Consider the following 23770-nt stretch of genomic DNA (forward strand, 5'->3'; position numbering starts at 1 on the left):
CCGGCTTCACCCGCTACCGGGCGAACCTCTCACGGAGTTCACGCTTGAGGATCTTGCCGCTGGCGTTGCGCGGGAGTTCGTCCACGAACAGCACCCGCTTGGGCGCCTTGAAGGCGGGCAGCTTCTCCTTCGTGTGGGCGACCAGTTCGTCCTCGGTCACCTCGCCGCGCGCGACGACGACCGCGGTGACCGCCTCGATCCACTTCTCGTCGGGCAGCCCGATCACCGCGGCCTCGGCGACCGCCTCGTGCGTGTACAGCGCGTCCTCGACCTGTCGTGAAGCGACCAGCACGCCACCGGAGTTGATGACGTCCTTCACACGGTCGACGATCGTGAAGTAGCCGTGGGCGTCGCGCACGGCGAGGTCCCCGGAGTGGAACCAGCCGTCGCGGAAGGCCGCCGAGGTCTCCTCCGGCTTGTCCCAGTAGCCCTCGCAGAGCTGCGGGGAGCGGTAGACGATCTCGCCGGGCTCGCCGTCGGGGACGTCCTCGCCCCTGTCGTCGACCACGCGCGCGTCGACGAAGAGCACGGTCCGTCCGCACGAGTCCAGGCGGCCCTTGTGCTCCTCCGGGGCCAGCACGGTGGCGAGCGGGCCGATCTCGCTCTGCCCGAAGCAGTTGTAGAGGGCGAGCTTGGGGAGGCGTTCGCGCAACCGCTCCAGCACGGGCACCGGCATGATCGACGCCCCGTAGTAGGCCTTGCGCAGCCCCCCGAGGTCGCGGTCGGCGAAGTCGGGGCGGTTGGTGAGGGCGATCCACACGGTGGGCGGGGCGAAGAGGCTGTCGACGCGGCCGGCTTCGACGAGGTCGAGGAGCGTGTCGCCGTCCGGCGCGTCGAGGATGACGTTCGTCGCGCCGGTGGCGAGGTACGGCAGCAGGAACACGTGCATCTGCGCCGAGTGGTACAGCGGCAGCGCGTGCGCGGGGCGGTCGCCGGCGCTCAGGTCGAGGGCGGTGATCGCGCTCAGGTACTCGTGCACCAGGGCGCGGTGGGTCATCATCGCGCCCTTGGGCAGGGCCGTCGTGCCGGAGGTGTACAGCAGCTGGACCAGGTCCTCGCTGCGCGGCTCGGGGCCGTCGTACGGGGCGGCCTCGGCGAGCCGGGCGAGCAGCGAGCCGTCGGCGTCGCGCAGGGGCAGCGTGGGGACGCCGTCGGGGAGCCGGTCGGCGAGGTCGGGGTCGGTGAGCACCAGGGAGCTGCCCGACTGGCCGAGGATGTAGGCGAGGTCGTCGCCGGTGAGGTTCTGGTTCACGGGGACGTGCACCAGCCCGGCGCGGGCGCAGGCCAGGAAGCCGACGAGGTAGGCGTCGGAGTTGTGGCCGTAGGCAGCGACCCGGTCGCCGGGGGCGAGGCTCCGGCCGAGCAGGACGCTCGCCGCGCGGGAGACCGCCTCGTCGAGCTCCTCGTAGGTCCAGGTGCGGTCGCGGTACTCGACCGCGACGCGTGCCGGGGTACGGCGGGCGCTGCGCCGCAGCACGCCGTCGACGGTACTGCCGTGTCCGGGGGTCATGGCACAAGATCCTCGGACGGCGGCCGGGGCGGGTCAAGTCGCGGCGCGTTCCGCGTCCGGCCGGACGTGGCTGCGTCCCGGTACGACGCACTGACACCGGACATACCCGTTGGTACGCTCAACCGCCCCTTCCCTCAACGCTGTTGGGAGGCACCATGCGTCTCCGCACGAAGCGCCCGGCTCACCCGCGTGTCAGGCGATCGCCCCGCACTCGCGCGAAACCGTTCACCCGCTCCCGGGTCGGACGGCTCGCCGTCGCCGCGGTCGCGCTGCTCACCGCCACCGCGGCCCTGCCGGCGTCGGCGGCCGAGCGGCAGGCCGCGCCGGACCGGCAGGAACGCCACTCCTTCGGCGGTCTGTCCGCCGTCATCCGCTACACCGAGTACGGCATCCCGCACATCCTCGCGCGCGACCACGCGAATCTCGGGTTCGGCACGGGGTGGGCGCAGGCCGCCGACCAGGTGTGCGTGCTCGCCGACGGTTTCGTGACCGTGCGCGGGGAACGGTCACGGTACTTCGGAGCCGACGCGGCGCCCGACTCCTCGCTCTCCTCGGCCGCCCGGAACCTCTCCAGCGACCTGTACTTCCGCGGGGCGCGGGAGGCGGGCACGGTGGAGCGCCTGCTCGCCCGGCCCGCGCCCGCCGGCCCGAGCCGTACCGCCAAGGACCTGATGCGGGGCTTCGCCGCCGGGTACAACGCCTGGCTGCGGCAGAACCGGATCACCGACCCGGCGTGCAAAGGCGCCGCGTGGGTGCGCCCGATCACCACGGTCGACGTGGCCGCGCGCGGCTACGCGCTCGCCGTCCTCGGCGGTCAGGGCCGCGCCGTCGACGGCATCACGGCCGCCCAGCCGCCCACCGCCTCCGGCGCCGCCCCGTCCGCCGCGGCTCCCGACGCCGGGGCCGCCGCCCGCGCCGCCGCCGAGCTCTTCGCCGCCGACACCGCCGACATGGGCTCCAACGCGGTCGCCTTCAGCGGCGCGACCACGGCGAACGGCCGCGGCCTGCTGCTCGGCAACCCGCACTACCCCTGGCAGGGCGGCCGGCGTTTCTGGCAGTCCCAGCAGACCATCCCGGGCCGGCTGAACGTCGCGGGCGCCTCGCTGCTCGGCACTCCGACCATGTCCATCGGGCACAACGAACGTGTCGCCTGGAGCCACACCGTGGCCACCGGCGTCCCCCTCAACCTGCACCAGCTGACGCTGGACCCGGCCGACCCGACGGCGTACCTGGTCGACGGCACGTCCGAGCGCATGACGCGGCGGACGGTGACCGTCCCCGTCCAGGACGGCCCCCCGGTGAGCCGCACGCAGTGGTGGACGCGGTACGGCCCCGTCGTCACCGCTCTCGGCCCCACGCTGCCGCTGCCCTGGAGCACCACCACGGCCTACGCGCTCAACGACCCCAACGCCACCAACCTGCGCGCCTCCGACACCGCCCTCGGCTTCAGCGCGGCCCGCGGCACGGCCGACGTCCTGGCGGCGCTGCGCCGCACTCAGGGCCTGCCGTGGGTGAACACCGTCGCCGCCGACTCCGGCGGCCACACCCTGTTCACCCAGTCCCAGGTGCTGCCCCGGATCACCGACGAGCTGGCCCGGCGCTGCTCCACCCCGCTCGGCAGGGTGACCTATCCGGCGTCCGGGGTGGCGGTCCTCGACGGTTCACGCGGCGACTGCGCGCTGGGCCGTGACGCCGACGCGGTCGAGCCGGGCGTCTTCGGACCGGCGAAGCTGCCCACGCTGACCGACGCCCCGTACGCGGAGAACTCCAACGACAGCGCCTGGCTCGCCAACGCGGACCGGCCGCTCACGGGTTACGAACGCGTCTTCGGCACGACGGGCACCGTCCGTTCGTTGCGGACCAGGGGCGCGATCGAGGACGTCGCGGCGCTGGCCCGGCGCGGCGGTCTCACCGTGGCGGACCTGCAACGGCAGCAGTTCGCCGACCGGGCGCCGGCCGGCGCTCTGGCCGCGGCCGACGCGGCGAAGGCGTGCGCGGCGCTGCCGGGCGGCACGGCGACCGGCAGCGACGGCAAGGCGGTCGACGTGGGCGAGGCGTGTGCGGTGCTGGCCGCCTGGGACCGCACCACCGACCCCGCCAGCCGGGGCGCGCTGCTCTTCGACCGCTTCTGGCGGAAGTTCCCGGCGGCCCAGCAGTGGCAGGTCCCGTTCTCCGCGGCCGACCCGGTCCGCACCCCGAACACGCTGAACACCGGCTCGTCCGACTTCACTTCGGCTCTCGCGGACGCGGTCTTGGAACTGCGGGCGGCGCGCATCCCGCTCGACGCCCCGCTCGGCGACCACCAGTTCGTCGTACGCGGCGGGCAGCGCGTCCCGGTGCCGGGCGGCACCGAGGGGCTCGGCGTGTGGAACAAGGTCGAGGCGGTGTGGAATCCGACGGGCGGCGGCTACACCGAGGTGTCGACCGGCTCCAGCTACATCCAGGCCGTCGGCTGGGACGGCAGCCGCTGCCCGGTGGCCCGGACGCTGCTGGCGTACTCCCAGTCGTCGAACCCCGCGTCGCGCCATCACGTCGACCAGACCCGGCTGTTCTCGGCGCAGAAGTGGGTGACGTCCCGGTTCTGCGAGCGGGACATCCTGCGCTCGCCGGCGCTGAGGGTGGTGTGGGCGGGAGAACGCCGCTGACCCCTGACCGGGGGCGGGGCGGCGTGATCCGCCCCGCCCCCGGTGAGGTGCGGACGGCCACCCTGCGTCGCCGTACCGCCCCTCGGCGGCCGAGGTGTCTCACACCGCCTTGTCCCGGCCCTCCCAGTACGGCTCGCGCAGGCGGCGTTTGTAGAGCTTCCCGTTGGGATCGCGGGGCATCTCGGTGATGAAGTCGACCGTCTTGGGGCGCTTGTAGCCGGCGAGGCGTTCGGTGCAGTGGGCGAGCAGGGCGGCGGCGAGGGTGGGGCCGGGTTCGTGGCCGGGGGCCGGTTCGACGACCGCCTTCACCTCCTCGCCCCAGTCGTCGTGCGGGATGCCGAAGGCGGCCGCGTCGGCTACGGCGGGGTGGGCGAGGAGGGCGGACTCGATCTCGGCGGGATAGATGTTGACGCCGCCCGAGATGATCAGGTCGATCTTGCGGTCGCGGAGGAAGAGGTAGCCGTCCTCGTCGAGGCAGCCGAGGTCTCCGACGGTGAAGAAGTCGCCGATGCGGTTCTTGCGGGTCTTGTCCGCGTCCTTGTGATAGCTGAAGCCGCCCGTGGTCATCTTCATGTACACCGTGCCGAGCCGGCCGGGCGGCAGCCGCTCGCCGTCGTCGTCGAAGATCGCGAGTTCGCTGATGGGCCAGGCCTTGCCGACCGTGCCCGGCTTCTTCAGCCAGTCCTCCGCGGTGGCGAAGGCGCCGCCGCCCTCGCTGGCCGCGTAGTACTCCTCCACGCAGTCGCCCCACCAGTCGATCATCGCCCGCTTCACATGGTCCGGGCAGGGCGCGGCGCCGTGGATGGCGTGCCGCATGGACGAGACGTCGTACCGCGCGCGCACCTCGCCCGGGAGGGCCAGGAGACGGTGGAACTGGGTGGGGACCATGTGCGTGTGGGTGCAGCGGTGGGCGTCGATGAGGCGGAGCATCTCCTCGGGGGTCCACTTGTCCATGACGACGAGACGGTGGCCGATGTGCAGGGACGCGCCCGCGAACTGGAGGACCGCCGTGTGGTAGAGCGGCGAGCAGACGAGGTGCACGTTGTCGTCGAAGGGCCGGACGCCGAAGATGCCGAGGAAGCCGCCGAGGTACGCCTCCTCGGGGGGCTTGCCGGGCAGCGGACGGCGGATGCCGCGCGGGCGGCCGGTCGTGCCCGAGGTGTAGTTCATGACCCAGCCGAGCGTGCGGTCGGCGGGCGCCGACTCCGGCTGCCCGGCGAGGAGTTCGGCGTACGGGCGGAAGCCGTCGACCTCGCCGACGGCGTACCGGTGGGTGGCGGGCAGGCCCGCCTCGTCGGCGGCGCGGGCGGCCTGCTCGCCGTGACGCTCGTGGGCGATGAGGACTTTGGCGCCGGAGTCGGAGACGATCCAGGCGATCTCGGGGCCGACCAGATGGTGGTTGACGGGGACGAGGTAGAACCCGGCCTGGGTGGCCGCGAGGTAGGCGGTGAGGAACTCCGTCGAGTTGGGCAGCACGACCGCGAAGGCGTCGCCGCGTTCGAGGCCGGCCGCGCGCAGACCGTGCACGAGGCGGTTGGCGGCCGAGTGCAGCCGCCCGGCGGTCCATTCCTCGCCGTCCGGGGCGATCAGGACGACGCGGCCGGGATCGGCGGCGGCCTGCGCCCAGAAGCCGGCGGGGGGCGCGCTCGGCGTGTTCGGCGTGTTCGTCACTGGCCGCTCCTTCCTGCGATGCGGTTCACGCGGTCGACGGCCTGCTCGAAGCCGCGGGTGAGGTCGTCGAAGACGGCCCGGACGCTGCGGACCTCGTTCATCCGCCCGACGATCTGGCCGACCGGCGTGCCGAGCAGAGGGTCGACCTCGTACTTCTGGATGCGCGAGACGGCGTCGGCCACCAGCAGCCCCTGGAGAGGCATCGGGAGGGTGCCGGGCCCGTCCGGGGCGTCCCAGGCGTCGGTCCAGTCGGTGCGGAGCTGACGCGCGGGCTTGCCGGTGAGGGCGCGGGAGCGGACGGTGTCGCCGGAGCCGGCCGCGAGGAGCTTGCGGGTGAGGGCGGGCGAGTGCAGGTCGGCCTCGGCGGTGGTGAGCCAGAGCGAGCCGAGCCACACGCCCTGCGCGCCGAGGGCGAGGGCGGCGGCGATCTGCCGGCCGCTGCCGATGCCCCCGGCGGCGAGCACGGGCAGCGGGGCGACGGCGTCGACGGCTTCGGGGGTGAGGACCATGGAGGCGATCTCACCGGTGTGGCCCCCGGCCTCGTATCCCTGGGCGACGACGATGTCGATCCCGGCGTCCCGGTGTTTCTCCGCGTGCCGGGCGCTGCCCGCGAGCGCGGCGACCAGCACGTCCCGCTCGTGCGCGCGGGCCACGACGTCGGCGGGCGGGGAGCCGAGGGCGTTGGCGAGCAGCCGGATCGGGTAGTCGAAGGCGACGTCGAGCTGGCTGCGGGCGACCTGCTCCATCCACCCGGTGATGCGCCACCCGGACGCCTCGCCCTCGGGCAGCTCGGGCACCCCGTACTTGGCGAGGGTCTCCCGCACGAACCGCCGGTGCCCGTCGGGGATCATCGCCTCGACATCGGCCTCGCTGACGCCTTCGACCTTCTTCGCGGGCATGACGACGTCCAGGCCGTAGGGGCGGCCGTCGACGTGCGCCTCGATCCAGTCGAGGTCGCGTTTGAGGTCGTCGGGGGCGGTGTAGCGGACCGCGCCGAGCACGCCGAACCCGCCGGCGCGGCTGATGGCCGCGGCCACTGCGGGGAACGGCGTGAAGCCGAAGACGGCGTGCTCGACTCCGAGTTGGTTGCTCAGCTCCGTCTGCATGGGCGCAGGATGCCGCAGCCGCCCGGACGACGGAAGAGCTTTTCTGATGCTCCGTCAGATTTATGTTCCGGCCGCTTCTCCCGCCTCGCCCTCCAGCACCGCCATCGCCGCGTTGTGCCCCGGCACCCCGCTCACCCCTCCCCCGCGCACCGCGCCCGCGCCGCACAGCAGGACGTTGGCGTGCCGGGTCGCCACGCCCCAGCGGCCGGCGCCTTCCTGGGCGTAGGGCCAGGCGAGTTCCCGGTGGAAGATGTTGCCGCCGGGCAGACCGAGGTCGTGTTCCAGGTCCAGCGGGGTCTTGGCCTCGATGCAGGGGCGGCCCTCGGCGTCGGTGGCCAGGCAGTCGGCGAGGGGTTCGGCGAGGTGGGCGTCGAGCTGGGCGAGAGTGGCCCTGAGCAGCTCCTCGCGGACGGCGTCGTTGTCCCGGGCGAAGAGGCGGGCAGGGGTGTGCAGTCCGAACAGCGTCAGCGTCTGGTAGCCCCGCGCGACCAGGTCGGGGCCGAGGATGCCTGGGTCGGTCAGCGAGTGACAGTAGATCTCGGACGGCGGCGCGGCCGGCCGCGAGCCGGCCGCGGCCTGGGCGTGGGCGGCGGCGAGCTGCTCGTAGCCCTCGGCGATGTGGAAGGTGCCGGCGAAGGCCTCGCGCGGGTCCACGGAGGTGTCCCGCAGCCGGGGCAGCCGCTCGAGCAGCATGTTCACCTTGAGCTGGGCGCCCTCGGCGGGGGCGGGCGGCTCGTCGCCGGTGAGGTCCGCGAGCGCCCGCGGGGAGGCGTTGACCAGGACGTGCCGGGCCGCGACGACACCCTCGCCGTCGGCGCTGCGGTAGGCGACCTCGGCGCTGCGGCCGTCGGCGGTGATCCTCACGGCCTCGTGGCCCGTGGCGATGACGGCGCCCGCCTCCCGGGCGGCGGTCGCGAGGGCGTCGGTGAGGGCGCCCATGCCGCCGACGGGCACGTCCCAGGCGCCGGTGCCGCCGCCGATCACGTGGTAGAGGAAGCAGCGGTTCTGCTTCAGGGAGGGGTCGTGGGCGTCGGCGAAGGTGCCGATCAGCGCGTCGGTCAGGACGACGCCCCGCACCAGGTCGTCCGTGAAGCGTTCCTCGATCGCCGTGCCGACCGGCTCCTCGAAGAGGACCCTCCAGGCCTCCTCGTCGTCGACGCGCCGGCGCAGCTCCTCCCGGGTGGGCAGCGGTTCGGTGAGCGTCGGGAAGACCCGTTCGGCGACGCGCCCCGTCATGGCGTAGAAGCGCTGCCAGGCGGCGTACTCCCGCTCGCCGCCGGTCAGCCGGGCGAACGCCTCCCGGGTGCGCTCCTCGCCGCCGCCGACGAGCAGTCCGGTCGGCCGTCCGCCCCGTTCCACGGGCGTGTACGAGGAGATCGTGCGGCTCTGGACGCGGAAGTCGAGGCCGAGATCGCGGACGATCTTCCGCGGCAGCAGGCTGACCAGGTAGGAGTAGCGCGACAGCCGGGCGTCCACGCCGGCGAACGGGCGGGTGGAGACGGCGGCGCCGCCGGTGTGGCCGAGCCGTTCCAGCACCAGCACGGACCGGCCGGCCCGCGCCAGATACGCGGCGGCTACCAGCCCGTTGTGGCCGCCGCCGACGATGACGGCGTCGTAGGCGCGGCGGTCGTGACGCGGAGCGCGATCGTGTCCCTCGTGTGCAGGCATGGTTCTTGGTAACACGAGGCGATCAAGGTCGGCCAGGGGTGCCCGCCGGGCGCCGGGATCCCGGAGAGGGCACGCCATGGGGGCTGCGGGGGCCGCGCCGCCCGGGCCGCCGGGGTACCCGGTGGTCGACTACACCCGGGCGGCACTCGACGGCATCAGGGACGGGCGGCTGTACACGGAGGCGGGCTGGGTGTGACGGCTGGGCCGGCTACCGGGCCCTGCGGGGTGCGGGGCGGGCGTCGGGACCGAGGCGGGCCATGGCGCGCAGGACGTGTTTGGGCGGCAACTGCCATCGCACGCGTGCCGGTACGGCGCGCAGGAGGGCGCCGGTCGCGCGCAACCGCCGGGTGACGGCGGCGGGGTGCGGGGCGCTCCTGCCGTACAGCTCGTGGGCGTACGACGGCAGCGAGTCGTAGGCCAGGCGCGCCACGTGCCGCCACAGCACAGCGCGGGCCGGCACGAGCAGGGGGTGCACCGGCGGGCGGAGCAGGAAGTCGTCGACCGCGCGGGCGTCGGCGCCGGCGGCGAGCTCGGGGCGCATCTTCTCGAAGTAGGCCGCCATGTCCGCCCGGTCTGCGGGCACGGCGTCGGGGTCGAGGCCCGCCAGACGGGCACTGACGCGGTGTTCGGCCAGGTAGCGGTCGGCGGCCGCGTCGGTGAGGGGGTAGCCGGAGCGGCGCAGGACATGCAGATAGGAGTCGATCTCGGCGCAGTGCACCCACAGCAGCAGCTCGGGTTCGTCGACGCCGAACCGCTCGCCGGATTCCGGGTCGGTCGCGGAGAGCATGCGGTGGACCTTGCGGACGCGGGCGCCTGCCTTCTCGGCGGCATCGGTGGTGCCGTAGGTGGTGGTGCCGACGAAGTTCGCGGTGCGCATGAGCCGGCCCCAGGCGTCCTCGCGGAAGTCGGAGTTCTCCATGACGCCGCGTACGGCACGGGGGTGCAGTGCCTGGAGGTAGAGCGCGCGGATCCCGGCGACCCACATCATGGGGTCGGCGTGCAGCTGCCAGGTCACGCTCGCGGGGGTGAACAACCCCGGGTCGGCCGTCATAGGGGCAGTATGGCCAGGTCGTGCGGTGGGCGACAGGGGCAGCGGCTCGCGCACCGATCCAGGGGCACGCTCCGCCGGACCCGGTGAAAGCGATAAAATACGGACAAAGCCTGCGGCGTCATGCGCCGCAGGCGCATCCTCCTCAGGCCGCCCCTGGTGAGAGCGGGCACGTCATGGATCCGTGGCTGATATGGCTGATCATCGCGGCCGTCCTGGCCGTGGCGGAGATCTTCACCCTCACCGCCGCGCTCGGGATGCTGAGCGTGGCCGCGCTGGCGACCGCCGGCCTCGCCGCGGCAGGCCTCCCGCCGGTCCTCCAACTCGTCGCGTACGCCCTCGTCGCCGCCGTCAGCCTGCTCTTCGTCCGTCCTGTCGCGCTGCGCCACCTGCTCCCGCCGCAGGGGCCGCGCTTCGGCATCGACGCCCTGATCGGCAAGACCGCCCTCGCGGTCTCGGAGGTGACGGGCACGGGCGGCAGGGTCCGCATCGACGGCGAGGAATGGTCGGCTCGCTCCTACGACGACACCCTGGTCATCGCGCCCGGGACCACCGTCGACGTCATGGAGATCAGCGGTACGACAGCGTTCGTCTACCCCCGGGAGTGAAGCCATGTCCGCGTCTGTCATAGCCGGTCTGGTCGTCGCGCTGTTCGCGATCTTCACCGTCGTCCGCGCGGTGCGGATCGTGCCTCAGGCGCGCGCCCGCAACGTCGAACGGCTCGGCCGCTACCACCGGACCCTCACGCCCGGCCTGAACCTCGTCATCCCCTACATCGATCGGGTGCACGCGCTGATCGACCTGCGCGAACAGGTGGTCTCCTTCCGGCCGCAGCCGGTGATCACCGAGGACAACCTGGTCGTCGAGATCGACACCGTCCTGTACTTCCAGGTGACCGACCCCCGCGCCGCCTTCTACGAGATCGCCAACTTCCTTCAGGCGGTCGAGCAGTTGACCGTCACCACCTTGCGCAACGTCGTGGGCTCCATGGATCTGGAGAAGACCCTGACCTCCCGCGACACGATCAACAGCCAGTTGCGCGGCGTGCTCGACGAGGCCACCGGCAAGTGGGGACTGCGGGTCAACCGGGTGGAGATCAAGGCCATCGACCCTCCCCAGTCCATCAAGGAGGCGATGCAGAAGCAGATGCGGGCCGAACGGGACAAGCGGGCCGCCATCCTGGGCGCGGAGGGGCAGCGCCAGTCGCAGATCCTCACCGCCGAGGGGGACAAGCAGGCCGCCGTCCTGCGCGCGGAGGGGAACAGGACGGCCGCGATCCTCCAGGCGGAAGGCCAGTCGCGGGCGATCGACGAGGTCTTCCAGGCCGTGCACCGCAACGACCCCGACCCCAAGCTCCTCGCCTACCAGTACCTCCAGGCCCTGCCCCAGCTGGCGCAGGGATCGGGCAACAACTTCTGGGTCATCCCGAGCGAGATCACTTCCGCGCTGCACGGCGTGTCGAAAGCGTTCACCGAAGTCCTTCCGCCGTCGCCGGCCACCCTCGACGAACCCCCGCGGCAGGACATGGCGGCGCAGGCGGCCGACGACACGGCCCAGGCGGCACGGGCGGCGGCCGAAGCCCTGGCGGACGCCGCGGAGGCCGACGGCTCCCCGTCCGCCGTCGCACCGCGCCGCAAGCGCACCGACTGACCGCGTCCACGGGCGTCCTGAACGGCGCTGAGCACGGGGCGGCGGACGGGCCTGCGCCGGCCGACGGCGAAAGCCCTCCCCCGTTCAGGCGGCGACGACGGCGAGTTCGTCGTGCGGTGGGCCGCCGAGCACCACCTTGAGGGCCCCGGTGTCGGCGGCCCGCGAGAAGACGTCGTACGCCTCCTCCATGTGCTCCATCGAGAAGGTGTGGGTGACCAGGTGCCCGGTGGGCAGCCGGCCGGCTGCGGCCATCCGCAGCAGGGTCGGGGTCGAGTGCGTGTCGACCAACCCGGTGGTGATGGTCACGTTCTTGATCCACAGATCTTCCAGGTGCAACGTCGCGGGCCGGCCGTGGACGCCGATGTTGGCCACGTGGCCACCGGGCCGCACCATCCGCGTGCACAGTTCGAAGCTCTCCGGCGCCCCGACCGCCTCGATGACCACGTCCGCGCCGAGCCCGTCGGTGAGGTCGGCGATCAGCTGCTCCGGGTCCTCACCCCCGGCGGCCACGGCGTCGGCGCCCAGCCGCCGGGCGGCCTCCAACCGGGACGCGGCGAGGTCGACGGCGACGATCCGCTCGGGGGCGAGGAGACGAGCCGTGACGATCGCCGCCAGGCCGATGGGCCCGGCGCCGACGACGGCGACGGTGTCCCCGGGGCGTACGCAGCCGTTGCGGACGCCGACCTCGTACGCCGTCGGGAAGATGTCCGCGAGCAGGACCGCGTCCTTGCTCGCCACGGCCGCCGGCAGGGCGTGCACGGACAGGTCGGCGAAGGGGACGCGGACGTACTCGGCCTGGGCGCCGTCGACGAGGTGGCCGAGGATCCAGCCCCCGCCACCCCGGCACTGGCCGTACATGCCCTCCCGGCAGAAGCGGCAGCGGCCGCAGGAGCTGATGCACGACACCAGCACGCGGTCGCCCGGACGCACGGTCCGCACGTCGCCGCCGACCTCCATGATCTCGCCGACGGCCTCGTGGCCCAGAACCGTGCCCGGGCGCACCTCGGGAACGTCGCCCTTGAGGATGTGCAGATCCGTGCCGCAGACGGTGACGGTGTCGACCCGCACGATCGCGTCGGTGGGTTCCTTGACGGCCGGGTCCGGGAGTTCCTCCCAGGCGGACTGTCCGGGGCCGTGGAAGACGAAGCCTTTCATGATCTTCCTCATTCTTCTCGGTCCGGTACGGGATGCCCCCTCATCCAGCTTGTCCCGTCACGAGGAGTTCCGCTCGGGCCGTCCGGCCCCCGGCGCCCGCCCCTCGGCCCCTCCCCGGTCAGCCCAGGTAAGCCAGCAGCGCCATCATCCCCGCCTCCGCGTGGTACGCGTTGTGGCAGTGCAGCATCCACCGGCCCGGATTGTCCGCGTCGAACGCCACCGACACCGTCGTCCTCGGCAGCACGACGGCGGTGTCCTTGCGCGGCCCGCTCGCGCCGAGCTGGAAGGTGTGGCCGTGCAGGTGCATCGGGTGCCACATGGCGGTGGTGTTGACGAAGTCGAGCCGGACCCGCCGGCCCTCCTCCACCGTGAGCGGGTGCGCGGTCGGGTCGTCCATGTCGAAGCGGCGGCCGTCGACGGACCAGTCGTACGCCATCATGCCGCCGGTCAACTCGACGCGGTGGACCCGGTCGGGCTTCTTCGGGGGCAGCCATACCTCGTCCGCCGCCCGGAGCCGGGAAGCGGAGCCGATCCTGCCGTCCAGTTCCCTCGGGCGGGTCGACGCCCGGGGGAGGCCGCCGGAGCCGGTGCGGATCACGGCCATGCCGGTGGCGTCCTTTCCCTCGGCGAGTGCGACCAGCGGGAAGACGCCGTCGCCGAGGGTGACCAGGGCGTCGTAGCGCTCCCCCATGCCCACCAGCAGCGCGTCGGCCGGCCGGTGGCGGACCGGGAAGCCGTCGGTGTGGGTGACGGTCAGTTCGTGGCCGCCGAGGGCGACGCGGTAGGCGGTGTCTCCGCCGGCGTTGATCACTCGCAGCCGCAGGCGCCGGCCGGGCTTGGTGCGCAGGATCTCCGGGTCGGCCGGAACACGGCCGTTGATCAGGTGGTGGGGGTACTCGACGTCGCCGGCGCGGCCCCCGAGCAGTGGGCTGCGGGAGCGCGGCATGGGCCGCGTCGGCATGCCCGCGCCGGAGGACGGGGGCCGGGTGCCGTCCGTCACACCCGGGCGGCTGCCCATGTGCATCCCGCTCATGCCCCGCCGCAGTTCGGCGTAGACGTCGTCGGGGGTGCCGGTGACCCCGTCCAGCCAGTCGTCGAGGACGAGGACCCACTCCTCGTCGTAGGGCAGCGGCTCCTTCGGGTCCTCCACGATCAACGGCGCGTGCAGTCCTCGGTCGAGCTGGACCCCCACGTGAGGGTGGAAGAAGTACGTCCCCGGGACGCCGGCGCTGAAGCGGTAGGTGAAGTCGCTCCCGGCCGTGACGGGTCGCTGTGTGACCTGCGGGACGCCGTCCATGTCGTTGCGCAGGGCGATGCCGTGCCAGTGGACGGACGTGGTGGCCCCGTCGGGGAGCCGGTTGGACAGTGTGGCGGCCAGCCGGTCGCCGGCCGAGAGGCGCAGTTCCTTGCCGGGCGTCCGGCCGTCGTAGGCCCAGGTGTCGGCCATGAGCCCGGCGCCCAGCTCCACTTGGGCCGGCGCGGCGACCAAGGTCACCGCACGGGTGGGGCCGGTGCCGGCTCGTTCACCGTCCTTCGCGGCCACCGCCGCCCCGGACGGGCTGACCAGGGCGGGAGCACTGCCCGGACGGGTGCAGGCGGCGAGCGCGCCGGCCGCTGCGGCACCGAGGCCGGCTCGCAGCACGCAGCGGCGGTCGACGGTGTTCATGACCGGTTCCCTTCCGTGCTCGGGAGGCGCGCCCGCGAGGGCCGGCCGATCCGCCGGGAGGTGACGGCCGCGGGATTCACTCCGGCACGCGCGGCTGTCGATCGGCCGGAGTGATGCGCCGGCCCGTCAGGCGGGTGGGACGGATCGACACCCACATGTCGCGTTCACCGCCCGCCCAGGGCGTGGTGCGGGCGCGCCGGGCGAGCCCGCGCACGGCCTCCGGCTCGGTGACGACTCCGGCGGGACCCACGGCGAGGACGCTCCAGCCTTCGCTCATGGCCTCGTCCACGTGGTCGACCTCGAAGGCGACCTCCGTGCCGACGGCCGCCGCGGGCACGGAGTCGGGCGCGGTGCGGAAGACGATGTCGTCGCCGAGGACGTCGTAGTTCACCGGGACGACCGCGGGGTGGCCGTCGGGCGCCGACACCGCTACGCGCCCCACGCCGTGCGTGGACAGCAGGCGGCGGCACTCCTGGGGGCCGAGGTCGCGCAGCTGAGGGTGCGGCAGCGCGTGCCCCTGTCCGGGCGGCAGGTCGACGTCGGCCCCGCGCAGGGCCGTGGCGGTGGTGCCCAGCGCGGCGGCCAGCGCGAGGAGGGTCGCCGCGCTCGGGTCGGCCGGTTGTTCCTCCAGGTAGGCCAGGTACGCGGGCGAGATACGGGCGCGGCGGGCCGTTTCCTCCCGGCTGAGTCCCCGCCTGCGGCGTTCGGCGGCCAGACGCCGGCCGATGCCGGCGGGATGCGGGGACACGGTCGGCCGAGCGGATGCCGCGCCGCCGGCATCCGGTGGGGAGGAACGGCCGGCGGCCCCGTTCTCCGTGTGCCGGACGTGTGCGTCGGGCCCGGGGAACACGAGGGTCACCTCGTCGGTGTCCGACCAGCGCACGTCGTAGGGAGGTGTTCCGTCCTCGTGACGGAGTCCGACGATCTCGCCGTCGCGCCCGGTGACTCCGGTCGTCGGGCTGTCGATGACGAGACGGTCGCCGAGGTGAGCTCGCATGACCGTCGCCCCTCTCCTTGAAGTGGTGCTGCATTCATCAGCGGGTCCGTCACCGGCGGAAACGCGCGGACCACTGGGGTTCCACCGTGTTCCACTCGGCGTCCCACTGGGCGTACCTTCTACGGTCCAGCAGCCGGCGCATGCCGGACTTCGCCACCAGGAACGCGGTGGCCACGCCGGCCGCCGCCATGGCGCCCACGAACCAGCCGGTGGTCGTCGCGTTGAGCTCGTTCATCGGCACGCCGGTGAGGCTGCCGTCACGGTCCACCCACACCCGCAGGGCGGCGCCCTTGGACGTGCCCGACTCCACGAAGGTCGTCCCCGTCCGCACCGTGCCGTCGGCGGCCGTCCAGCGGATCCGCGCCTGCCGCTTCCCGTCGGCGGCGTCGCCCTTGACGTCGGCCGTCACCCGGGCGGTGACCTCCTGCCGCTCCGCCGACTGGATCCGCACGGTGCGCATCGACGCCTCGTACGCCGCCAGCCCCGCGCTGATCGCCGCCGCCGGCAGGCCGAGGACGAGGAGCAGCGTCACCAGGCCCCGGAACCAGGACTCGAACCTGTCGGACGTACGCCGCAGGGGGTTCGCCCACTTCGGCACGCGCTCCGGGCGCGGCGGGGGCGGACCGGACGCGTGCGGCGCGTTCTGTGCACTCATGACTCGGCCTCCAGCAGGTCGCCGGCGTCATGTCCAGCTTGGTACGAGACGGAGTCCGCCGCCACGCCACACGGGTGAGAGTCGCCGGTGTGACCAGGATCGGTAGTTGGCACTGGACAACCTTCGTGACCTGCACTGATGCCGATTAGGTTCAGCACCTGCAGGTACGGAATCAGAGAGATAGTTGGCACTTTCGTACACCGCAGGTCACAGGGTGTCTCGCCGGGAGCGCGGGGGCATCTGCTCTCCGGGCAGAGGGCTCTTTTGTGTGTGGCCGATGGACTTCAGGTCCCGATGCAGCTTCTCTGTTGATGGTCCGTACGGTGATGCATCCAGAGCACCACGTCGCACACCCGCAACGCGCTGACGGTCGCGGGGAGGTCGGCGGCCTGCCGTAGGGCCAACAGTTGGCGGTGCAGCGCGTGATTGTCGGCACTCAGCGCACCATGCAGGTCGAGCCAGAACGACCTCGGCCGACCGAGAATGCAGCGAACGACCTGATCATAGACGGGCAGCAGCCGCGGCCGCTTCCGGGCGAGGAGCTTGCCGGCCGTCACCCACCCGATTCCGGTCTCGTGGCAGAGGACTCGCCAGGCAGTGTGGGCCGGCGACCCTTCGGTCAGGTCGGCAGCCTCGGCTTCGGCCATGTCGATGTCGAAGGGAACGCTGCTCAGCAACTTGGACAACCGGACACCGAGATCGCCTTCAAGGGGGTCGAGGGCGGTCTGTGCGGGAATCCTGACCGACAGGGTCTGCACAGCGATCAGGTCATCGGCGGTCACGACGTTCGCGACCGCCTGACGGTCCCCTCCGCCGGCCAGATGCTCGAAACGACTACCCGTGAACGGCGCTGCTTCACTGAGCTGGCCGGTGCCGTAGTAGCGGCGGAGATTGGATACGGCCTGATCAGAGGTGATGAGTCTACTCAGTCGGTGGATAAGCGGCGGTTGGCTCAATGCCGCAACCAGAGGGCGAAGGCATCGACGAGCCCTGCATAGAACCGCTCGTCGGGCACCGATCCCGGATTCTTGCTCGCGTCGTAGAAGGCGACGTTGGTGAAGGAAGCGGAGACGGATGCGTTGAGGTTCTTGTAGAACGCGAGCTTGCCGCGCCCGAACCCGACGAACAGCCAGAAGACCCCGAGGGATGCGGTGTTCTGCAACAGGGAACGGACCTCGGCCTTGTCCCAGGGCTCATCACCGACCTGAGTCACGATGAAGGCGGGATCAGCGGCCCCGGACTCCTGGTAGTGCCCTACTGCACGACGCATGGCGTCGGCGACATTGCCCCACCCCCAGTCGACCTGAGTGTGCAGCTGCCCGATGCGACCGCGGTAGTTGTCGAGGCGGATCTCCTCCAGGAATGGTTCCCTTCCGCTGGAGAAGACCACGGGCACAGTGCCGTCGTCATCGAGGTTGGCCGACAGCGCCAAGACGCGCTCGGCGAAAGCTTGCACTGCGAATGACTCGTACAGCTCTTCCATGTGCCAGTCGTGATCCAGAATCAGGTATACCGCGGCCCGCCGGTTCGTGATGTCCCGGTCCGCAAGGGCCTTGCCGGCCTGTCGTGCTGGAGAGAGCAGTCCGGGGGCCAGCCGTTCGACCTTGGACAGGTCCACCGCAGGCCCCGCAGAACTGGAGTTCTGGCGTCCTTGGGCGGGAAGTGGCACAGGGGTTCCGGCTGGCTCGGATTCGACATCGACGCCGTAGTCGGTCGCGAGACCAGCCAGACCGGAGGCGTAACCCTGTCCCACTGCGCGGATCTTCCATCCGCCATCTCGTCGGTAGAGCTCCGCCAGAACCGCGACCGTCTCCCCGGACGTGAAGTCCGGCGCTGTGAACGACCTGGTCGGCGAGCCCGTCTGGGAGATGGAAAGAATCGGTGCACGGGTGAAGACCGCGCCCGGCTGCAGCGGATCGGCACTCACCACGACAACCAGTCGGTCCACGTCAGTCGGCACGCGCACAAGATCGGCCGTGACCGCCGAGCCAGCGATTGATACGCCGTCCTGGGCCGGGTGGTTGTAGAACACCAAGTCGTCGTCGCTCCGAACCCTGCCGTCCGCTCCGAGCAACAGTGCCGAGACATCCGCGGCCAATCCCTGAACCGACACCGTCAGTACCACCGGCGCCGTCAACAGCCCGGTGTTCTCCCCTTTACGCAACGACGTCGTCTGCATCCTCGCCCCCTTGATCGCCGAGAGGGAAACGGTAGACCCCTGACGCCCGACCGTCCCGGCTTTGGACAGAATTGGCCCCTGACGAAATTCCCCAGGGGCGGATGAGCCTCGCACGTACTCCCGAAGCATCTGTTAGTGCCACACTGTGCTCCCGGGGAAAGGGGTGGACCATGGGATTCGGATTCCGTGTTGTCGGTGTGCCTGGGATGAGTGTGCGTGTCTCCACACGCGGTGTGCGGACCTTTGTGGGGCCACGTGCGGCGAGGCTCAGTGTGGGCAGCGGCGGAGCAAGGGTGTCGACGGGCCTCGGCCCTTTCTACGCGTCCAGTTCCCTAGGCGGCAGTCGTCGACGGACCACCACACGGCGTACCACGCAGACCCGGTCGGTCACTCCTTCGGCCGCCCAATTGGAGCGAGCGCGCCGCCAGGCGGAAAGAGCACAACAGGAGGCGGAGCGCGACGCCGCCATCGCTCAACTGCAAGAACTGAGACAGCAGATGACCAGCGTCCACCTGCAGTCCTTCGCCGCCGCGCAACCGCCCCTGATCCCAGCCGCTCCGCATCTGGGTCTGCCATGGGCACTTGCCGAGGCCCAAACCTTCCACCTGCAAGGGGTGGGCCGCCTGGCACGGGCCGAGCGCGCTGCCGCCAAACAGCGCGCCCAGCAGGACGCTCCCGAGTACTTGGCCACGGAGACGGAACGTCTGCACGCCGCCCGGGAACAGATGGTCACTGAGGCCGGCCAGTGGTGGCAGGCACTGCTCTCCAACGACGAGGCCACCGTCTGCGAGGCAGTGAACACCGCCTTCTCCGACAACCCGGCCGCCGGCTGCGCAGTCGGCGTGGACGGCTCCGTCCTGTCGGTCGTCATGCGACAGCAGGACCTCGACACGATGCCCACCCAAACCGCCGGCCTCACAACCAGCGGGCGCCCCACCCTGAAGAACCTCACCAAACGCGACCGGATCCTGTGGTGGCTGACGGCCATGGGCTCCAATATCGTCGCCACGCTCAAAGAGGGCTTCGCAACAGCGCCCGGCATCGAAGCCATCGACTTGGCCGTCCTCACTCGCCTGCCCGACACTCAGCGACTCGGCTTTGTCGCCTACGGCCGCTGGACACGGCACGCGATCGAGTCGACGCCTTGGCGGGAGCCGGACGACGCCCTGCGCTTCCTGGACATTGGTCAGGACCTGGCCTGCTCCGTCACCACCACCGCTTCCGGCAACTTCTCGAGCACCCTCAAGCCTCTGGACACCACCCGCGTACCTGGCCTCCAAGACCTGCTGGACGGCGCCCAAGACGCCTCCGACTCCGGCGAGCCCTCCCTCGCCGACCTGGACATCACCCTCGGCGCCAACACACCCTCCGAGCCCCCGGCCAGGGCCGGCGACCCGTACCGAATCAGGTCATTCGCCGAGTGGAAGCAGCAGACTCTCTCCCCGTCCCACCCCACGCCCCTTGTTCCCCCCACCCCGTCCACTGTGCTCATTCCGGGCCAGAACCTCGTCCTGCCCGAGGAAGCCTGGCAGGGACTTCGCGTCTCATTCAGCTTCGCCGGCGCCGACGCCGACCTCACCCTGTTCCTGGTCGGGAACGACGGCCGGGTCTCTGGTGACGAGGACTTCGTCTTCTACAACCAGCCGTCCGCTGCCGGCGGTGGCGCGCGCCTCCTCGGCAAACAGCAGGAAGGCCCCCAGACAGTCGAACGCGCCATCGTCCATCTGTCCGCCCTGCCCGATGGGACGCAGCGGGTCGCCATCGCCATCAACATGGACGTCGAAACCGGTCTGACCTGCGGATCCCTCACCCACGCAGCCCTGGATCTCGACTGCGCAGGCGGCGTCAGCTGGACCTTCAAGCCTCCCGCCGACCCTTCCATCCGAGCCATGGTCATCGCCGAGCTCTATCGGCACAGTGCCGACGGCCACCTGCTATGGAAGCTCCGGGCCCTCGGCCAGGGCTGGGCAGACGGGCTTGACGGCCTCGCCCGGGCCTATGGAGTCGACGTCGCTTGATCTTGCGACCGGCGGGGCAAGGGAGTCCAGTCCGCCGCCGGGGTGGGCCACCACGCAGAGCACCGTGCTGAGTGGAAGCGCCGACAGCCAGTCAGGACGCCGTTCTCTCGAACACCCAGCGGTGCCAGCCGATCCGATTTCTGGATCATCCTGGCAGAAATTAGACGATTCGGCGCCGTTTGTGCTGTGTCTTGCCTGCTCGCGTGCTGACGGCGTCGATGACGTGTCGCGACCAGTCCAAATCACCATGGCTTCCAGCCCCGTCACGGAGTAGTTGACACAGTTCCGTCCACACATGGGCTTCGGTCCACTCAATGAACCTCTGCCGGGCGGTCTGGCCCGACATGCCGAATCCCGATGGGAGTAGTGGCCACGCGCACCCTGAGGTCGAAGCGAACACAATCGCGGCCAGGGCCTCTCGGTTGCCGATGCGTTGAGATGTCGCCTTGCTTGCCCGGTCGGATGGCGTCGGGACTACACGCTGGAACAGCTCCCACAGACCCTCCGGCGCCATCTGCCCTACAGGGTCCTTCAACTCGCGAACCGCGCGGTTCAGGGTTGCAACACGTGACGTCGCATCGAGATTCACCTGTTGCCTCTCCTCCTGGATCAAACCAGCGGCTACAGCTTCTTCGTCACGGATTACCTCACCCACTGAGACCGCCGGTTCACGGTTCTGGTCACAAGAAGACGCGAGGCGTTCGGCATACAAGTGAAGTCGTCGACGCAACCGCAGGCTCGGTCCTCTCGCCCCATTACCCATCCGGTAAAGGAGTGCACAGAGCGCCCGCCGATCCTCGCCAGATTCTAGAAGGTCGAGCACAACCGGACTGCGCATGCGCTCTCCTTCAGTTACTTCAGCCCAGACTTGGGCCGAGCCCATTGTGGGGTCCGCCTGCTCCCTTATTCTCTCCAGTCCAGAAAGCCCGTCAATCATGGTGAGCCAGTCGTCCAGCGGCAGACGCCATAAAGTCAAGCATCTGCGCCTGTTGGCATAGTTGATACGTTGAGATGTCGTGTCCAGGTATCTGGCGATCTGTTCGACAGCCTCTTCGAAAGCTGGCCAAAGGCAGAGCGCCTCCAGTTGGCGCCCGAGGTGCTTGAGGGTACTTCGAGCAAGACCGGGATGAATTCCCAGCGCTGGTGCGCAGTCGTCCCAAGCTGCGCCTGACTTCAGTTCGGCAAGCCGCAGCGGTGCGGCCCGCCGGAGGTGCCGTTCGATCGTGGTGGTAAAGCGCGGAAGGCGCTCAACAAGCTCGGCAAAGTACTGATCGACCAATGCTAGAGGCAGGAATGACGGAATTTCTTCGACTCGGAAGTGGTGTTGAGTCGAGTGCCCGGCCCGCAACTCGACCCGAACAGGCATCCTATGGATGCGCCATGTGGTGGCGCGGGCCAGAGCCGGTGAGATGTCGGTGCTTCTACAGACACCGCCGGCGTAGCTCCTTGCCCTGCGGTATGCCTCCCGAGCCAGGGGCTGTACGCGAGGTCGTAGCGTGAGGAGTTCACGATTTCCCAGCGCCACATCGGCTGCTGCGAGGAGAGCTCCACACAGGGCGGAGTCACTGGGGGCGATTTTCGTTCGTCGATTATCCGCAGCCTTCTGCCGCTGGTTCTGTTGCCGGGCGGTGATCTGCGCAAGCAAAGGTTCCACATAAGCTTGGACGAGGCCTTGCAGACGGGCGAATGGCAGGAATTCAGCACCCAGAGGCCACGTCAGTTTGATCAGATGGGCAGTTGCGATCAAGTCTGAGAAATAGTACCCGTCAGGCCGGACGCCCCCATCCCGGGATTGGGCCTGTGGCGAGAGGTACTCCAAGATGCGCAGTTGCAGGGCAAGGAGATGATCCAGATCGTTGTCTGGCAGTGCGCTATCTGGATCTTGGCTCACTCGGTCAAGTCGCATTCCGCACGGCACACTGTGGGCGGGCTTGGCGCAGTGGAGCGGATTATCTCTCCTGCGAGTAAGAGCGTTACGGCACTGCAGGGGGTGTAGTCCGGTCAGCATAGAATTGTTGATCAAGCTGTTCCGCTTACGACCCGCACCCTCGAGCGGTTGACAACAGGCCGGGCAGCGGTGTTCCAGCAGACGCCGATGCTGCACGCAGGCGAAGACAACCGGAAGATGCCACACTAACTGCCAAGCTCCCCCCAAGGCTTCTTCGACGGCTGAGCCGTCACCTCGCAGGCAGTCGGGGCAGTACCGGCCGGAGCCAGCAACAGCCCAATTGACTGCGGCACTGTTACCGATCGTTCTGCTGTCCGTCCGGATCTTTCTGAGCGGCGGATACGTCTGATTGAATCTCCTCAAGGTCAGAGCATCGGCTTCGCGCTCTGCCAGGCGCGCATTCAAGGCAAATTCCCGGATCACCTCTTCAGGCATGGCTCGAAGATGCGCGTGGGCGATCCGACGATGTCGCGACGCCAGGCCGACCAGCTCAGCGACCCGGGCGGGAGAGCGCTCAAGCCGGTATGCGGTGCGAAGCAGGAATCCGGGCAGCGACTCCCCTGTAAGTGGCGTGAGACTACGCGAGAGCTGTTGGGGTGCCATGCCGCCATTCCTTCCGTCCTGGGTTGGACAACAGGTCTGCTGATGACTCGACCTCGCTGACATTCCGGCAACGCCCAAGCCCCAGCTTCCTCCGCGGAGCGCCCGCCCGGGCAGTGCCCCAGTGCTGCGGCACATCCTCGACGGCCCAGATCGCGACTTCGTGCCGCGCTATACGAGTCCAACAGTTCAGCTCGCCTGCTGTCACAGAAGGGAAACGGTGAGATATTCACTCAATCGCGTGACTCCCGACAGAGTGGCTGCCTCAGGTCGCGAGGTACGTCGTACCGTCATGACGCTCTGAGCGCACGGACCAGTGGGGCGATGTCGGTGAAGCCGGTCAGAGGAGTCGCAGCAGGTGAACTCGACAAATCCGGAGCACGGTTGGTCCTGCCGATCGTCGACGCGCACCTCCGACGCCGCATGGTCCGACGCGTGCCGTCTTGAGGATCTTGCAATTCTGGATGCCGGGTTCACGGACCACGTGCAGTCGCTGGATCTCGACGAGAGCTGGCCCGTGCGCTGGACCACGACGTGGAAGCTCGGCCGGGGCACTGTAACTGGCCCAGTGCGCGACCTGGACAAGGTCGACATCGGGCGGAGCATTCCTGTACGCCGTTTCACGTGGCGCACGAACCAGTTCCACCGTCCGGGGCTCGAGTACGTGATGGCGACGGACCGCCACCATGCCTTTGAGAGCCATGAGGAAGAGTGTCTGCTGCTGGTCGCCGACTTCGCCGCCGGGCTGCTGGAGGCCTTGTCTCAGCCGTTCCGGCTGAAGTTCATCGCCGAGGGGAGGAAGATCGAGCACACGCCGGACTTCCTGTTGGTGACTGACTCCGGACTCTTCCTGATCGACGTACGTCCGGCCGGCCGGATCACGGCGGAAGACGCTTTGAAGTTTGCCGCCTCAGCGGAAGCCGCACTCTCAGCAGGCTGGCGGTACGGCGTCGTGGTGGGGTGGCGCCAGCATGTGCTGGCCAACGTGGATGCACTGTCGGCGGAGCGGCGCCCGTTGTCAGACGTACTCGGAATCCAGGCGCAATTACAGGAGACGGCCGCACAAGGGCTCATGTCGTACGGAGAGTTGGTCGAGCGCTGCTGCCTGCCGGCTATCGGCCGGGCGCATGCGATTCATCTGCTGTGGAATCGGAATCTCGGCGTGGATCTCTCCGTACCGTTCGGGGACGCGAGCCTGATTCGGCTGGCTCCGCGGCAACAACACCGGGGGCTTGAGCGGTGAGCACCGCAGTG

17 protein-coding genes are annotated in these 23770 nt (G+C 70.4%); 5 read left to right on the top strand and 12 right to left on the bottom strand.

What is annotated here, in order from left to right:
- Nucleotides 1–13: 13 nt before the first annotated feature.
- The gene (locus ACIRS4_RS01420; RefSeq protein WP_404188285.1) at nt 14–1510 is read right to left on the bottom strand and encodes an acyl-CoA synthetase; all 1497 of its coding nucleotides are present in this window, start codon (nt 1508–1510) and stop codon (nt 14–16) included.
- Nucleotides 1511–1665: 155 nt separating this feature from the next.
- Between ACIRS4_RS01420 and ACIRS4_RS01425 the strand changes: the two genes are divergently transcribed.
- Nucleotides 1666–4155 (top strand): penicillin acylase family protein, encoded by a 2490-nt coding sequence (locus tag ACIRS4_RS01425; RefSeq protein WP_404188287.1) that lies wholly within the window; start codon nt 1666–1668, stop codon nt 4153–4155.
- Nucleotides 4156–4254: 99 nt separating this feature from the next.
- Here ACIRS4_RS01425 and ACIRS4_RS01430 read toward each other — a convergent pair whose 3' ends face one another.
- From ACIRS4_RS01430 to ACIRS4_RS01445, 4 genes are all read right to left on the bottom strand, one after another.
- A complete protein-coding gene (locus ACIRS4_RS01430) occupies nt 4255–5826 on the bottom strand; it encodes an acyl-CoA synthetase (protein ID WP_404188290.1) in 1572 nt (523 codons plus the stop codon).
- Nucleotides 5823–6932, bottom strand: coding sequence for an NAD(P)H-dependent flavin oxidoreductase (locus ACIRS4_RS01435; RefSeq protein WP_404188293.1), 1110 nt, complete (start codon nt 6930–6932; stop codon nt 5823–5825). The genes ACIRS4_RS01430 and ACIRS4_RS01435 overlap by 4 nt, the downstream gene beginning before the upstream one ends.
- Before the next feature lie 60 nt (nt 6933–6992).
- Entirely contained in the window at nt 6993–8600 is a 1608-nt protein-coding gene (locus ACIRS4_RS01440; protein WP_404188296.1) for a phytoene desaturase family protein, read from the bottom strand.
- A gap of 208 nt (nt 8601–8808) precedes the next feature.
- Nucleotides 8809–9651 (bottom strand): oxygenase MpaB family protein, encoded by an 843-nt coding sequence (locus tag ACIRS4_RS01445; RefSeq protein ID WP_404188299.1) that lies wholly within the window; start codon nt 9649–9651, stop codon nt 8809–8811.
- A 173-nt stretch (nt 9652–9824) separates the two neighbouring features.
- Here ACIRS4_RS01445 and ACIRS4_RS01450 point away from each other — a divergent pair, with 173 nt between their 5' ends.
- Nucleotides 9825–10256, top strand: coding sequence for an NfeD family protein (locus ACIRS4_RS01450; protein ID WP_404188301.1), 432 nt, complete (start codon nt 9825–9827; stop codon nt 10254–10256).
- 4 nt (nt 10257–10260) lie between these two features.
- Nucleotides 10261–11298, top strand: coding sequence for an SPFH domain-containing protein (locus tag ACIRS4_RS01455; protein WP_404188304.1), 1038 nt, complete (start codon nt 10261–10263; stop codon nt 11296–11298).
- An 84-nt stretch (nt 11299–11382) separates the two neighbouring features.
- Here ACIRS4_RS01455 and ACIRS4_RS01460 read toward each other — a convergent pair whose 3' ends face one another.
- The 6 genes from ACIRS4_RS01460 to ACIRS4_RS01485 all read right to left on the bottom strand — a co-directional run bounded on the left by ACIRS4_RS01460 (nt 11383) and on the right by ACIRS4_RS01485 (nt 17950).
- Nucleotides 11383–12453, bottom strand: a complete 1071-nt coding sequence (locus ACIRS4_RS01460) for a zinc-dependent alcohol dehydrogenase family protein (RefSeq protein ID WP_404188306.1) — start codon at nt 12451–12453, stop codon at nt 11383–11385.
- A 118-nt stretch (nt 12454–12571) separates the two neighbouring features.
- Nucleotides 12572–14119 (bottom strand): multicopper oxidase family protein, encoded by a 1548-nt coding sequence (locus tag ACIRS4_RS01465; protein ID WP_404188309.1) that lies wholly within the window; start codon nt 14117–14119, stop codon nt 12572–12574.
- A 76-nt stretch (nt 14120–14195) separates the two neighbouring features.
- Nucleotides 14196–15116, bottom strand: a complete 921-nt coding sequence (locus ACIRS4_RS01470) for a DUF1918 domain-containing protein (protein WP_404188311.1) — start codon at nt 15114–15116, stop codon at nt 14196–14198.
- A 49-nt stretch (nt 15117–15165) separates the two neighbouring features.
- Nucleotides 15166–15771 (bottom strand): hypothetical protein, encoded by a 606-nt coding sequence (locus ACIRS4_RS01475; protein WP_404188313.1) that lies wholly within the window; start codon nt 15769–15771, stop codon nt 15166–15168.
- A 284-nt stretch (nt 15772–16055) separates the two neighbouring features.
- Nucleotides 16056–16727 carry a DUF6308 family protein gene (locus ACIRS4_RS01480; RefSeq protein WP_404188316.1) on the bottom strand — a complete coding sequence of 224 codons (672 nt, stop codon included), beginning with the start codon at nt 16725–16727 and terminating at the stop codon, nt 16056–16058.
- Complete coding sequence (locus ACIRS4_RS01485) at nt 16724–17950, bottom strand: VWA domain-containing protein (protein WP_404188318.1); 1227 nt, start codon at nt 17948–17950, stop codon at nt 16724–16726. Before ACIRS4_RS01485 ends, ACIRS4_RS01480 begins: the two co-directional genes overlap by 4 nt.
- Nucleotides 17951–18357: 407 nt before the next feature.
- Between ACIRS4_RS01485 and ACIRS4_RS01490 the strand changes: the two genes are divergently transcribed.
- Nucleotides 18358–19968: a TerD family protein gene (locus ACIRS4_RS01490; RefSeq protein ID WP_404188321.1), complete on the top strand. Its 1611-nt coding sequence runs from the start codon at nt 18358–18360 to the stop codon at nt 19966–19968.
- 160 nt (nt 19969–20128) lie between these two features.
- On the opposite strand, the gene ACIRS4_RS01495 is transcribed toward ACIRS4_RS01490, so the two are convergent.
- Nucleotides 20129–22654 (bottom strand): TniQ family protein, encoded by a 2526-nt coding sequence (locus ACIRS4_RS01495; protein WP_404188324.1) that lies wholly within the window; start codon nt 22652–22654, stop codon nt 20129–20131.
- 220 nt (nt 22655–22874) lie between these two features.
- Here ACIRS4_RS01495 and ACIRS4_RS01500 point away from each other — a divergent pair, with 220 nt between their 5' ends.
- Complete coding sequence (locus tag ACIRS4_RS01500) at nt 22875–23759, top strand: TnsA-like heteromeric transposase endonuclease subunit (RefSeq protein ID WP_404188326.1); 885 nt, start codon at nt 22875–22877, stop codon at nt 23757–23759.
- Nucleotides 23760–23770 lie beyond the last annotated feature (11 nt).

Source organism: Streptomyces sp. NPDC101166, assembly GCF_044768125.1.
Classification (GTDB): Bacteria; Actinomycetota; Actinomycetes; order Streptomycetales; family Streptomycetaceae; genus Streptomyces.